12 protein-coding genes are annotated in these 13,287 nt (G+C 66.4%); 7 read left to right on the forward strand and 5 right to left on the reverse strand.

Features of this window, described 5'->3' with window-relative positions:
• Positions 1 to 140 precede the first annotated feature (140 nt).
• Positions 141 to 1,973 carry a multidrug efflux ABC transporter SmrA gene (gene smrA / locus ACZK4Z_RS06680; RefSeq protein WP_180838104.1) on the forward strand — a complete coding sequence of 611 codons (1,833 nt, stop codon included), beginning with the start codon at positions 141 to 143 and terminating at the stop codon, positions 1,971 to 1,973.
• A 44-nt stretch (positions 1,974 to 2,017) separates the two neighbouring features.
• The gene (agp, locus tag ACZK4Z_RS06685; protein WP_125893815.1) at positions 2,018 to 3,247 is read left to right on the forward strand and encodes a bifunctional glucose-1-phosphatase/inositol phosphatase; all 1,230 of its coding nucleotides are present in this window, start codon (positions 2,018 to 2,020) and stop codon (positions 3,245 to 3,247) included.
• A gap of 142 nt (positions 3,248 to 3,389) precedes the next feature.
• Here the strand turns inward: agp and ACZK4Z_RS06690 are convergent, their stop codons facing one another.
• On the reverse strand, positions 3,390 to 5,198 hold the full coding sequence (locus tag ACZK4Z_RS06690; protein WP_180838106.1) for a DUF885 domain-containing protein: 1,809 nt from the start codon (positions 5,196 to 5,198) through the stop codon (positions 3,390 to 3,392).
• Between the two features lie 113 nt (positions 5,199 to 5,311).
• Between ACZK4Z_RS06690 and ACZK4Z_RS06695 the strand changes: the two genes are divergently transcribed.
• Both ACZK4Z_RS06695 and ACZK4Z_RS06700 read left to right on the forward strand, forming a co-directional pair.
• Positions 5,312 to 5,668, forward strand: coding sequence for a GFA family protein (locus ACZK4Z_RS06695; protein WP_046983156.1), 357 nt, complete (start codon positions 5,312 to 5,314; stop codon positions 5,666 to 5,668).
• A gap of 32 nt (positions 5,669 to 5,700) precedes the next feature.
• Positions 5,701 to 6,480, forward strand: a complete 780-nt coding sequence (locus ACZK4Z_RS06700) for a DUF4349 domain-containing protein (RefSeq protein WP_293791430.1) — start codon at positions 5,701 to 5,703, stop codon at positions 6,478 to 6,480.
• 31 nt (positions 6,481 to 6,511) lie between these two features.
• Here ACZK4Z_RS06700 and ACZK4Z_RS06705 read toward each other — a convergent pair whose 3' ends face one another.
• Together ACZK4Z_RS06705 and ACZK4Z_RS06710 are read right to left on the reverse strand one after the other, a co-directional pair.
• Positions 6,512 to 6,805 (reverse strand): hypothetical protein, encoded by a 294-nt coding sequence (locus tag ACZK4Z_RS06705; RefSeq protein WP_005415831.1) that lies wholly within the window; start codon positions 6,803 to 6,805, stop codon positions 6,512 to 6,514.
• A gap of 68 nt (positions 6,806 to 6,873) precedes the next feature.
• Positions 6,874 to 7,818: a LysR substrate-binding domain-containing protein gene (locus ACZK4Z_RS06710; protein ID WP_125893819.1), complete on the reverse strand. Its 945-nt coding sequence runs from the start codon at positions 7,816 to 7,818 to the stop codon at positions 6,874 to 6,876.
• Between the two features lie 115 nt (positions 7,819 to 7,933).
• On the opposite strand from ACZK4Z_RS06710, the gene ACZK4Z_RS06715 reads away from it, so the two are divergent.
• Complete coding sequence (locus ACZK4Z_RS06715) at positions 7,934 to 8,806, forward strand: DMT family transporter (protein WP_125893821.1); 873 nt, start codon at positions 7,934 to 7,936, stop codon at positions 8,804 to 8,806.
• A 560-nt stretch (positions 8,807 to 9,366) separates the two neighbouring features.
• Here the strand turns inward: ACZK4Z_RS06715 and ACZK4Z_RS06720 are convergent.
• On the reverse strand, positions 9,367 to 10,269 hold the full coding sequence (locus tag ACZK4Z_RS06720) for a peptidylprolyl isomerase (protein WP_125893823.1): 903 nt from the start codon (positions 10,267 to 10,269) through the stop codon (positions 9,367 to 9,369).
• 136 nt (positions 10,270 to 10,405) lie between these two features.
• Here ACZK4Z_RS06720 and ACZK4Z_RS06725 point away from each other — a divergent pair, with 136 nt between their 5' ends.
• Together ACZK4Z_RS06725 and ACZK4Z_RS06730 are read left to right on the forward strand one after the other, a co-directional pair.
• Positions 10,406 to 10,771: a PadR family transcriptional regulator gene (locus ACZK4Z_RS06725; protein WP_125893826.1), complete on the forward strand. Its 366-nt coding sequence runs from the start codon at positions 10,406 to 10,408 to the stop codon at positions 10,769 to 10,771.
• Positions 10,768 to 11,757 (forward strand): sensor domain-containing protein, encoded by a 990-nt coding sequence (locus ACZK4Z_RS06730; protein WP_121503851.1) that lies wholly within the window; start codon positions 10,768 to 10,770, stop codon positions 11,755 to 11,757. The genes ACZK4Z_RS06725 and ACZK4Z_RS06730 overlap by 4 nt, the downstream gene beginning before the upstream one ends.
• A gap of 199 nt (positions 11,758 to 11,956) precedes the next feature.
• On the opposite strand, the gene ACZK4Z_RS06735 is transcribed toward ACZK4Z_RS06730, so the two are convergent.
• Entirely contained in the window at positions 11,957 to 13,264 is a 1,308-nt protein-coding gene (locus ACZK4Z_RS06735; RefSeq protein ID WP_049461547.1) for a polyhydroxyalkanoate depolymerase, read from the reverse strand.
• Positions 13,265 to 13,287 lie beyond the last annotated feature (23 nt).

The raw sequence follows: 13,287 nt of genomic DNA on the forward strand, positions 1-13,287 counted from the left end.
TGGCCTGCAACCTGATGATCCCCGGAAGCGTCGCGAGGGGGCCGGCCAGCGTCCGGCACTACCGGAACCGCGGCGATCATCGGCTGGCGTACACACGCGGCGTGGGATACTCCGCCGGCTATTGATGGCGAGGGAATGCGATGTTCCGTTGGTTTGAATCCCTGATTCCGGTGTTCCCGCCCGTGGACGGGCGCATGCCGCCGCGCAAGGTGGTGCCGTTCTACCTGCACTACCTGCGCCCGGTGTGGCCGGTGCTGCTGGCCACCCTGATCGCCGGCCTGCTGCTGGCGCTGGTGGAAGTGGCAATGTTCGATTACCTGGGCCGCATCGTCGACATGGTCGCCGAGCAGCCGGGGGGCGATTTCTTCAAGCGCCATGCCAATGAGCTGGGCTGGATGCTGTTCATCACGGTCATCGCGCGGCCGATCCTGGTCGGCCTGCACAACCTGCTGGTCAACCAGGCCATCGTGCCTGGCCTGAGCAACCGCTCGCGCTGGCTGATGCACAACTACGTGGTGCGGCAGAGCCTGAACTTCTTCCAGAACGACTTCGCCGGCAGCGTGGCCAACCGGGTGATGCAGACCGGTACCTCGCTGCGCGAATCGGCAGTGCAGATGGTCGACTCGCTCTGGTACATCGTGGTCTACACCGGCACCGCGCTGTACCTGTTCGCGCAGGCCGACTGGCGCCTGATGGTGCCGTTGATCCTGTGGCTGCTGGCCTATGCAGTGATCCTGGCCTACTTCGTTCCGCGCGCGAAGGAACGCGCATGGATCGCCTCCGAAGCGCGTTCCAAGGCGATGGGCCGCATCGTTGATGGCTACACCAACATTCCCACGTTGAAGCTGTTCGCCCATGGCGGACGCGAGCAGGCCTATGTGGCCGAGTCGATCCAGGAACTGGCGGTCAAGCACCGTGCGCAGACCCGCATCACCACCGGCATGGACCTGACCATCGCCATCGTCAACGGTTTCCTGATTGCCGGTACCTGTGGGCTCGCGCTGTGGCTGTGGAACGGTGGCCACATCACTGTTGGCGCGATCACGCTGGCGACCGGCCTGGTGATCCGCATCCACAACATGTCCGGCTGGATCATGTGGACCATCAACGGCATCTTCGAGGACATCGGTACGGTGCAGGATGGCATCACTACCATCGCCCAGCCGCTGACCGTGCAGGACCGCGAGGATGCAGTGCCGTTGCAGGTGACCCGTGGTGGCGTGCACTTCCAGGACATCCACTTCCACTACGGCAAGAAGGGCGGTGTGATTGCCGGCCTCGATCTGGTGGTGAAGCCGGGCGAGAAGATCGGCCTGGTCGGTCCTTCCGGTGCCGGCAAGTCGACCCTGGTCAACGTGCTGCTGCGCCTGTACGACCTGGAAAGCGGCCGCATCCTGATCGACGATCAGGACATCGCCCATGTCACCCAGGAGAGCCTGCGCCAGCAGATCGGCGTGGTCACCCAGGACACCTCGCTGCTGCATCGCTCGATCCGCGACAACCTGCTGTATGGCCGCCCCGATGCCACTGACGAGCAGCTGCATGCCGCCGTGGCCAAGGCGCGCGCCGCAGCCTTCATCGATACGCTGGTGGACGGGCAGGGCCGGCGTGGCTACGACGCGCACGTGGGCGAGCGCGGCGTGAAGCTGTCCGGTGGTCAGCGCCAGCGCATCGCCATCGCCCGCGTGCTGCTGAAGGACGCACCGATCCTGGTGCTGGATGAGGCGACCTCGGCACTGGACTCGGAAGTGGAAGCGGCGATCCAGGACAGCCTGGACCAGCTGATGGGCGGCAAGACGGTGATCGCGATCGCGCACCGGCTGTCGACCATCGCACGCATGGACCGGCTGGTGGTGATGGACCAGGGCCGCATTGTCGAGACCGGCACCCATGCCGAGCTCATTACGGCCGGTGGCCTGTACGCGCGCTTGTGGGCGCGGCAGACCGGTGGTTTTGTGGCTGCAGACCAGTAGACCCACGCCATGCGTGGATGCATTCCCTGGGGTCGGAGGCCCGCATGATTCGTTCTCTACGCCCCCTGCTGCTGGCGCTGGTGCTGGCACTGGTCGCCACTGCCGCAGCCGCTGCATCGCCATCAGTGGAAGGCGAAGCCCTCGAGCAGGTCATCCTTCTCAGCCGCCACAACCTGCGCGCACCGGTGGTGGCATCGGGTGCGTTGGCCAATGCGACTCCGGAGCGCTGGCCGAGCTGGGACGTAGGCGCCGGCGAGCTGACCACCAAGGGCGGCGTGCTGGAGGTCTACATGGGCCGCTACATCGGCCAATGGCTGCGGCAGGCAAAGTTGATGCCGGCAACGGGCTGTCCGCAGCCGAGCGACTTCCACGCGCACGCCAACAGCCTGCAGCGCACCCAGGCGACCGCACAGTTCTTCGTTGCAGGTGCCTTCCCGGGCTGCCACGTGACGGTGGAACAGCGCATGCCGCTGGGCACGATGGATCCATTGTTCAATCCGGTGATCCACAACAGAGACACGCTCTTCCGCGAGCGTGCGCTGTCGGCGATGCAACAGGCGCAGGCCGCATCGGATCTGGCACCGGCGCTGGCGGCGGTGGAGGCGATCACCCGCTACCCGCAGTCGGCTGCATGCGCAGGCCGCAGCGAATGCCACCTGACGCCGGCCGATTCCATTTTCAGCGCAGAGCCGGGCAAAGAACCGCGTACTTCCGGTTCGCTGGCCCTGGCAAGCGGGTTGGTCGATGCCTTGTTGATGGAGCACTACCAGGGAAGTGGCATTCCCGGCGAAGGCTGGGGCCGATTGAACACGGAGGACCAATGGCAGGCGCTGGCGCAGGTCCGCAACCGCTACCAGGACATCCTGTTCGGAACACCCGAGGTGGCGCGTGACGTGGCTGCGCCGCTTTTGGCAAGAATAAACGGGCTGTTCGAAGATCCGGCGTCACCGAAGGTGAGCCTGCTGGTCGGCCACGATTCCAACATCGGTTCCGTGCTGGCGGCGCTGGGAATCACGGACTACACGTTGCCGGGCCAGTATGAGAAGACACCGATCGGCGGCCTGCTGCAGTTTGAACGCTGGCGTGATCGTGGGGCCGGCGAAGTGCGTTTCCGCCTGGCCTACGTCTACCCGACCACCGCGCAACTGCGAGATGCGCTGCCGTTGAGCGATGTACAGCCACCCGGTCGGGTGGAGCTCGCGCTTCCCGGGTGTGGGCAGAATGGATGCAGTGACGTGCAGTTCGAGCGCGTGCTGCATCGCGCGGTGAATTGAATGCCATCCACGCATGGCGTGGATCTACTGGCAGGCGGGTAGTAGATCCACGCCATGCGTGGATGGGTCCATCCCGGGACGCCGAACAGAAAACGGCCCGGGTTTCCCCGGGCCGTTCCGTTTCCAACTCACACCTGCGCGATCACTCGATCGGCTGGTCCAGCATCAGCTGGCGTGCGAAACGCACCGGCGGCGCGCCGTAGGACAGCATCTGGTCGTGATAGGCCTTGAGGTTGAACTTGTCGCCCAGCTTGTCCTGCATCGCCTTGCGGGTGTCGAAGTGTTCCTGCGCACCGACGAAGTAGGTCGGCAGCTGTGCCGAGGTCAGCTGCGCGCGCACCCACTTGCCCGAGGCTTCGCTCTCCTGCTGGAAGGCGTCGTGGGTCATCAGGTGCATCGCCTTCTCGCGATCCCAGTTGTCCACGTGTACGCCCTGGTCGAGGATCGCGTTGGAGATCGTGCGCAGGTAGAACTTCAGCTGCACCAGGTGGAACAGCGGGTCGTTGTTGAGGTAACCCTGCTCCTGCATCATCCGCTCGGTGTAGACCGCCCAGCCTTCGGCGAACAGGCCAGAACGCAGCACCGCACGCAGGGTGGAGGGGAACTTGGCCGAATGCCAGCCTTCCAGGTAATGGCCCGGAGTACCTTCGTGGATGCTCAGCAGGTGGATCATGCGCGAGTTGTACTCACGCAGGAACGAGTCGACCTGCTTGTCGTTCCAGTCGTCCGGAATCGGCGACACGGCGTAGAAGGTCTTCAGGTTCTTGTCCAGCGGGCCCGGCGAATCGCAGTAGGCCACGGCCACGCCACGCTGGAATTCCGGCATCAGGATGATGTCCACCGGCGCGTCGGGCAGGGTCATCAGATCGTGCTCGCGCACGAATGCGGTGGACTGCTCCAGTGCGGCCTTGGCATCGTCGACCACCTTGTCGCGCGCCGGCTTGTCGGCATAGGCCAGCTCCAGCGCGGCCTCGATCGCCTTCTGCTGCTGCTCGTCGGTCGGCTGTGACGGCATCTCCGGTGCGCCCGGCTTGTCCTTCAGCACGGTCTGCGCGATGCCGTACATGTCTTCGCGCACGCGCTTGAGTTCGGCGCGTGCTCGCTCACCGATCTCCTGGCGCGACAGCGACGAGTTCAGCGCGAATTTCAGCTTCTGGTCGTACTTTTCCGCACCGATGCGGAAGTCGCCCTTGGCGTTCGGCACCAGGGTCTTGTCCAGCCAGGTCTGCTGTTCGTCCACCGCCTTCTTCAGGCCATCGATGGCGGCCTGCAGGCGCTGCTGGTCGGCCTGCGGCAGTTCGCCGATGTGCGGGGTGATGAAGGTATCGACGATGCTGAGGATGCCCTTGTTCTGCTTGGCCACCGTCTCGGCATGGATCTTCGGCACGCGGGCCGGATCCAGGTTCTCGCGGGCCTGGGCGAAGATCGCCGGCAGCTTCTCCATGCGCGCGGTGGCCGACTTCAGGCGCTCGGGCAGCGGTGCGAACTCACGGGCCATCAGGCCGTAGATCGCGCTGCCGGCCACGCCGTTGTACAGCTGCGGGTCCCACTTGCCGGACTGCATGACCTCGGCATTCCAGATCTCGGACTGCAGCTGGTTGCGCAGGATCGCCGCGTCCACCTGGTTTTCGCGGCCGAGCTTGGCCACCTCGATCTTGTCCAGCTCGCCCAGCAGCGCCTTGTAGGCGGCCAGGGTCTTCTGCTGGCCGGCGGCGCTCAGGTCGTCGATCTCGCTGTCGTAGCGGTGGTCACCGATCTGGGTGGCGCTGACCGGCGAGAGCTGCATCCAGGTGTCCAGGGCGCGCTTGGACAGGTCGGCGAAGGCGGCATCAACCGCCGCGTCACCGGCCTGCTGGCTGGCGGCCGGGGTGGAACCGTTGGTCGGGGCGTCGGCCGGCTGGCAACCGGCAAGGGCGGCGACCAGGGCGAGGGCAAGAAGATGCGGGCGCATCGGCGTTCCTGTACTGGGGTCAATTCCCGAGCATAGGCCTCCGGGGCTGCTTTGTCCCCGTGCCATAGGATTACCATGGGCACTGACAAGGACCCTCCAGCGGAGCGCAGGACATGGAATACCAGGGAAGCTGCCATTGCGGCAGGATCGCATTCACCGTACAGGCCGAGGCGCCGATCAGCGACGTCATCGACTGCAACTGCTCGATGTGCCGTCGCCGCGGCAGCCTGCTGTGGTTTGCCCCGCGCGAGGCGTTCCAGCTGAGCACCAATCCCGCGGACGTGGCCACCTACCACTTCAACAAAGCCCACATCGATCATCACCACTGCCGCGAGTGCGGCGTTGCCCCCTACAGCGAAGCGGTGGACCCGCGCACCGGTACGCCGATGGTGGCGGTGAACGTGCGCTGCGTACCGCAGGTAGACCTGGCCACGCTGGCGGTGATGTCCTACGACGGAGCGGCACTGTGACGCCGCTGCGCGCGTGGACGCGTGTGGTGGCAATGCCGGTGCTGCTGCTGGCGCTGGCGGCCTGTGCCAAGAACGGCGAGAGGGCGCAGGAGGCGGGTGCGGCCGCTGCCGATGCTGCTGTCGCTTCGCCGGAAGGTGCGTTCCTGGCCTACGAGCATGACGTGCAGATCCAGCTGGAAGCGGCGCAGATTGCACCGCGCATCCAGCAGGTGGCGCAGGCCTGCCAGAGCGCGAAGTTCGGTGACTGCGCGGTGCTGCAGGTCGACCAGCGCAGTGGCGAGCAGCCCAGCGGCGAGGTCAAGGTGCGCATTGCGCCGAAGGGCACCGAGCCGTTGATCGCTCTGGCCGGTGAGGGGGGCACGCTGCAGTCGCGCAATACGCGCGCCGAGGACCTGGCGCAGGAGGTAGCAGACACCGCACTGACCAAGGCGCGGCTGGAGAAGGAACATGCGCGGCTGCTGTCCTACCAGGACCGCAAGGACCTGAAGATCGAAGACCTGATGGCGATCACCACGCGCCTGTCGGAGATCGAAGCGGGCGTCGAGCAGGCCAACAAGGATGCCGCCCAGCAGCGCCGGCGCATCGATACCCAGCTGGTGACGATGCACTTCGACACCACCTCGGGCCAGCGCAGCCGCAGCGAGATCGGTGAGGCGCTGAGCGAATCGGGCAGCATCCTCAGCACCAGTATTGCGTTCCTGATCCGCGCCGCGGCCGCGTTGCTGCCGGTAGCGGTGCTGGCGTTGATCGCGGCCTGGGGGGTGCGGGCGTGGTGGCGTCGCCGCCGTCGCACGCTGCCGCCCACCCTTTGAGGACAAGGTTGATGCCGGCAGCCAGCCGGCATCAGCCCTCGTCGGTCTCGTACTCGACGAACACATCCAGCTCCAGCGCCAGTTCCTGCACCGCATCGCGCACCTTCTGCGCGGTGCTTTCGTTGCCGACTTCCACCTCCAGTTCGTGGATGCCCGGGCCGATGTCATCGGACAGCCCGGCAGAACTGGAATCGTCGTCGTCCATGTGCGGCATCAGGTCGTCGGTTTCCTCGACATGTTCGATGCCGTCCAGGCCGAGCAGCAGGTCGCTGATGGCACGGGCGTCGTCTTCGGTTCCGGTGATGCGCAGTCGCAGCATGGCCATGGCGTCGATACGGTGTGGGGTTGCCTGCAGCCTAGCCAGCGTGAAGCAAAGAACGGGTGAGGGCGCAGTCAGCCGTGCGTGGCCGGGCGCCCGAGCAGGCTTTCCGGCAACGCGGGAATCGGCGTGCGTTCGTCCTGCGCCTGCTCCAGCAACCAGTCGATGAACAGGCGCGCGGCGTGGCTCGGCGGTTGCCCTTCGGCATGCACCACGTGATACGCGTAGCGCGCCTTCAGCGCCGGGCCAGGCAGGCGTACCACCTCGTAGCGCTGCAGGTAGGGCTGCGCGATATGGGTACGTGCCAGCACCGTGCCCATGCCGTACACCGCGGCACGCATCGCATCGGTACTGTCGGCGAAGGTGTGCATCGGCGGCAGTGGCGAGGGTGGGCGCACGCCGGCATGGCGGAACCAGTCACGCCAGCCCTGCGGCGACAGATCGGTCAGCAGCGGCAGGTCGGCGATGCGCGCCGGATCGACCAGCGTTTCGACCCCGGCCAGCGCCGGCGAGGCCACCGGGAACAGGTAGTCATCCATCAGGTGCTGTGCACGCAGGCCTGGCCACTGGCCCAGGCCATAGCGTATGCCGACCTCCGGACCGTTGTCGTCGTAGCGGTCCAGACCGCTGCCCGTGTGCAGTTCGATGCGGATGTGCGGATGGGCCTGGGTGAAGCGTGGCAGCCGTGGCAACAGCCAGCAGTAGGACAGCGAGCGCAGCGTGGTGATCCGCAGCGGCACGCTGTCGGCATCCGGCTGCAGATGATGGGCGACGGCCGCGACATCGGAGAAGGCGGCGCTGGCGGCGTCGGCCAGCTGCCGGCCCTCGGCAGTCAGGCGCACGCCGCGGGCGTGGCGCAGGAACAGCCGGGTTTCCAGCACCTCCTCCAGCCGGCGCACATGGTGGCTGACCGCGCTGGCGGTCAGGTGCAGCTCCTGGGCGGCCTGGGCGAAGTTCTGGTGGCGCGCTGCAACCGCGAACACGGCCAGTGCGGGGAGCAGGGAAGGGCGTAGCTGCATGTCCAGCCTCAAACCATATTTGTGGCTGGCAGCGATACTACGCGCTTGTACGGCGGGCGTCTGCGCCCGATCCTGTCTGCCTTGGCGAGGAACAGACGATGGACGGAGGCAGGGCATGAATGCGGTCCCACAGGCGGCCGAGCGCGACTGGCGCACGCCGCTGGAATTGACCCTGCTGGGCGCCATCTGGGGCTGCTCGTTCCTGTTCATGCGGGTGGCGGTGCCGTCGTTCGGCCCGTTCGCGCTGGTCGAGGTGCGGCTGGTGCTGGGCGCGCTGGTGCTGCTGCCGTTCCTGTGGCGCGCCCGCGCGCAGTTCCCGCCGCGGCGCTGGCTGTGGCTGGCACCGATCGGCCTGATCAACTCGGCGCTGCCGTTCGTGCTGTTCGCCTATGCCGCCGAACAGGCACCGGCCGCGATCGGTGCGATCTGCAATGCGATGACCGTGCTGTTCGCCGCGCTGATCGCTTTCCTGTTCTTCGGTGAAAAGATCGGCATGCGCCGTGCCGGTGCGCTGCTGGTCGGCTTCGCCGGCGTGGTGGTGCTGGCCACCGCCAAGGTCTCTGGCCTGAGCATCGGCACCGCGGTGCTGGCCGGTGCGGCGGCCTCGCTGCTGTACGGCCTGGGCGTGAACCTGGTGAAGCGACACATGACCGGGCTGCCGTCGGCGGCCGCTGCGGCAGCAACGCTGTCCTGCGCTTCGATGTGGATGCTGCCGATGGCGGTCAGCCACTGGCCGCAGGCGGTGATTCCGGCCAAGGCGTGGGGCGCGGCGATTGCCCTGGGCGTGGCCTGTACCGGCCTGGCGTTCCTGATGTTCTATCGTTTGATCGGCCGTATCGGCCCGTCGCGTGCGTCGACCGTGACCTATCTGATTCCGCTGTTCGGCGCTGCGTTCGCGTGGTTGTTCCTGGGGGAAGCGGTGACGGTGCAGATGTTGATTGCCGGTGCGTTGATCCTGGGTAGTGTGGCGGTGAGTCAGAAGGGCTGATGCGTTGGCGTTTTGCGCGTGGCGCGTGCTGAAGGTGCTTCATCGTTCATGGGCGTCACTTTTCTTTTCGCGCGAAAAGAAAAGTAACCAAAAGAAACGCGCCGCCAGGTCGCGAGCCGCCGTGCTTCGCACGTCGGTCCCCTGCGCTTCTCGTGAATCAGGGGACGGTGCCGAACTCGCTGCGCTCAGACATCGGCACCTCTTCGCCCCTGATTCCCCTGCGATGCTCGGCTCACTCAAGGCGGACCCAGATCAAAGACCGCAGCTGCACCCAGTAGATCCACGCCATGCGTGGATGCCTTTGCCGTTGATCTTGACCTTCCAGTCCGCCTTGAGCGAGCCGAGCACCGCAGGTCCGGCGAGGGCGAAGAGGCGCGGGTGTCTGAGCGCAGCGAGTTCCCGCGCCGTCCCTCGACGGGCCGAGGAGCGCAGGGCACCGGTGCGTAGCACCGGCTCGCGGCCGGCGGAACGTTTCTTTTGGTTACTTTTCTTTGCGTACAAAGAAAAGTAACGCCCATGAACGATGAAGCGCCTTCAGCACGCGTAACGTGCGGAAACCATCACCGCACCGGCACCGGAACATTGCAAAGATCGATATGCCCCGCCGGGCGCTTGTAGAAATCATCCACGCGATTCCGCCGCGCTTCCACCGTATCGGCGAAGGTCTTCGAGTCGGTACGCAGTACCTGGATCGGCGTGCGCTCGGCCACCGGCACATCGCTGGCACGGCGGATCGACACGATCGGCGTACGCAGCTTCGGGTCGGTGTAGAAGCCCATCGGCGCCGGGCCGCGCGGGGTCGCGCTGAGCAGCTCCATGCCCTTCAGCACGCGGCCGACCAGGGTGATGTTGCGGTCCAGCTGGCGCGGCGACTGGCCGGTCACCACGTACAGTTCGGCACCGATGCTGCTGTCTTCCTCGTTGCTGCGGCCAGCGCCGAGCATGCCGTAGCAATGCGCCAGCCAGGCCTTGCCGGCCTGCGGGTCCTGGCCGACCGGGAAGCCGTCGACGAAACCGGTCTGCGCGGCCCAGCCATCGCGATCCGGCAGCACGCTGACCTTCAGGCCGGCGCTGGCGCGTTCGAATTCGGCCGGCAGCTTGCGCGCGGCGCTGCCGAACGGCTTGGCCTTGGCGGCGTCATCGGCGTCGGCATCGCCGAACTGCACCACGAAGTTGTCCTGCGAGCGGTAGATGCTGGTGCCGTCCCAGAAGTGCTCGCGGGCGAAGGTCTGGATGTTGGCGACATGGCGCGGGGCGAACTGCGGCGCCAGCTCGATGATCACCCGCCCGGCCGGCAGGTCCATGTACAGCAGGTTGGCCGGGTCCGGGGTGCGCCAGTCGCTGGCCGCCGAAGCATCAAGAATCTGCTGCGGACTGCGGTAGGGCGTGGCCGCGCCGGCCAGGACGGGCAGCAGGCAGGACAGGGCGAGGGCGGTCAGGGCAAGGCGACGGCGGTGCGGCATGGGAACCCCGGAACATGAACGAGGCTTCGATTCTGCGTGAGCGGCCCGGCCACGCCAACCGGCAGAGTGACTAACGACACACTCGCTATACCGAACTTCGCACTACTGTGGACTTCAACGTAGTGGAGGGCCGGTCATGTCCGAGGACGATGTCCAGCTGAAGAAGTTCCAGAAGGAGCTCAGCGCCGGAACGGTGTCGCTGGCCCTGCTGGCGGTGCTGGCCCGGGCCGGGGAGCCGCTGTACGGCTACCTCATTGCCAAGGAGCTGGAGCGGGTGGGCGAGGGCGTGCTGAGCGGCAAGCAGAGCGCGCTGTACCCGGTGCTGCGCAATCTGGAGGGCGCCGGCCTGCTGGAAAGCCATGTGGAGCCGTCCAGCAGCGGGCCGCCGCGGCGCTACTACCGCATCAATGAACGTGGCCGCGAGGTGCTGGCGCAATGGCGCCGGGCCTGGCAGGCCACACGCGATTCCGTCGATTCCGTGTTGGAGGGGGTACCGCAATGAACGACCCGAGCCTGGCAGGCCGAGCCCTGCCCACGACCATCCCGCAGTACCTGGCGCAGCTGCGCGCGTCATTGGAAGGCGCCGACCCGGCGATGGTGCAGGACGCGCTGTACGACGCCGAGGAATACCTGCGCTCGGAGCTGGCGGCGCAGCCCGGCCGCAGCGAGGCCGAGGTGATCGCCGACGTTGCCGGCAGCTACGGTGCGCCGGACGAGGTAGCCGAAATCTACCGCGAGACCGAAGTGACGGTGAATCGCGCGCTGCGTACACCGCGTGCGGATACCGCACCGGTGCTGCGTGCGGCGGCGGAAGCCAGTGGCGTCGAGCCGGCCGCACCCCCGCCGGTACCGGTGCCGCGTTCGCTGCTGGCGCGCTTCTTCGGCGTGGTGACGGATCCGCATACCTACGGTGCGCTGTTCTACATGCTGCTGTCGCTGGCCACCGGCATCTTCTTCTTCACCTGGGTGGTGACTGGCCTGTCGCTGTCGCTGGGCCTGCTGATCCTGATCATCGGCATCCCGCTGACCGTGCTGTTCTTCGGTTCGGTGCGCGGGCTGGCGCTGCTGGAAGGGCGGCTGGTGGAAGCGCTGCTGGGCGAGCGCATGCCACGTCGTCCGCGTTACACCGACCGCAGCCGCACCTGGCTGCAGCGCATCGGCGACATGTTCACCGATGGCCGCACCTGGCTGACGCTGCTGTACTTCGTGCTGATGCTGCCGCTGGGCGTCATCTACTTCACCATCGCGGTGACGCTGCTGTCGCTGTCGCTGAGCCTGATCTGGGCGCCGGTCGCGGCGATCTTCAGTGGCGACATCCCCGGCGTGTACATCAACGACGTGAACGTACTGCCGATGGCGGCCTCGCCGCTGGTGGCAATCGCGGTTGCCGCGGCGGGGGCGCTGCTGCTGCTGCTGACGATGCATCTGGCACGCGGCATCGGCAAGCTGCATGGGCTGATCGCCAAGAACCTGCTCGTGCGGCTGTAAGCGGGTGCGGACGCTCCGGTAGGTGCCAACCTTGGTTGGCACGATCCATCAGTGCAGGGGCGCTTGGCGGAATTCGCTTTGGTAGGTGCCAACCTTGGTCGGCACAATCCTTCAGATACCGGGATTCAGGGTAGAGCGCCAACCAAGGTTGGCATCTATCAGGGCGTACCGACCAAGGTCGGCACCCACCCTGGGCGAGTTACCCCGCCTTTCGCCGCAACGGGGTGACGTTGCTCTTCTTCTTCGTGACCTTCGCCGCCGGTGCTTCGGCATGCGCGGCGAAGAAGTCGCGCACCTTCGGGTACACGACTTCGCGCCAGCGACGGCCGCTGAAGATGCCGTAGTGGCCGGCACCTTCGACGATGAAATGCTCACGGCGGCCAGCGTCGATGCCGGTGCACAGCGCCTGCGCGGCTTCGGTCTGGCCGAGGCCGGCGATGTCGTCCAGCTCACCCTCGATGCTCAGCAGCGCGGTGTCGCGGATCGCCGACGGATCGACCTTCTCACCGTTGACCACCCACTCGCCACGCGGCAGCAGGAAGTCCTGGAACACCACGCGGATGGTATCCAGGTAGTACTTGGCCGGCATGTCCAGCACCGCGTTGTACTCGTCGTAGAAACGACGGTGCGCGTCGGCGTCTTCCAGGTCGCCCTTGACCAGGTCGGTGTAGAAATCCCAGTGCGAGCTGAAGTGGCGGCTCGGGTTCATCGACAGGAACCCGGCGTGCTGCAGGAAGCCCGGGTACACGCGGCGGCCGGCGCCGGGATAGCTGGCCGGCACGGTGTGGATGACGTTGTTCTCGAACCACGACAGCGGGTTCTGCGTGGCCAGGTTGTTCACTGCAGTCGGGCTGCAGCGCGCGTCGATCGGGCCACCCATCATCACCAGCGTGCGCGGCGTCGGCTCGCCACGGCTGGCCATCAGCGAAACCGCCGCCAGCACCGGTACGGTCGGCTGGCACACGCTGACCACGTGCAGGCGCTCCACGCCGAGGTGGCGGATGAACTCCTGGATGTAGGCGATGTAGTCGTCCAGGCCGAACTCGCCTTCGCTGGCCGGCACCATGCGCGCGTCGACCCAGTCGGTCACATACACGCGGTGGTCGCGCAGCAGCGTGCGCACGGTGTCGCGCAGCAGCGTGGCGTGGTGGCCGGACAGCGGCGCCACCACCAGCACGAACGGCTGGTTGAGCATGGTGTGCAGCTGGTCGGCTTCATTGCTGTGGCGCTTGAAGCGCAGCAGCTTGCAGAACGGCTTGCTCACTTCCTCGTGCACGACGATCGGCACGCGCTCGCCATCGACGTCGATTTCGTTGATGCCCCACTCGGGCTTCTCGTAATCCTTGCCGATGCGATGGAAGAGTTCATTGACCGCCGCCAGGCGATCAGCGCCGGGCATCTGCGACCACCAGTGGCCCTGGTTGGCGAAGAACCTGGCGTTGGCCTGGGCCTGGTGCACCCAGGGGGCGAGCAGGTTGCGGGTCAGTTCGTGCAGTTGATAGAGCATGACGACCGAATATGTATGGTCAT

Source organism: Stenotrophomonas sp. 71799_Sma (assembly GCF_056482505.1).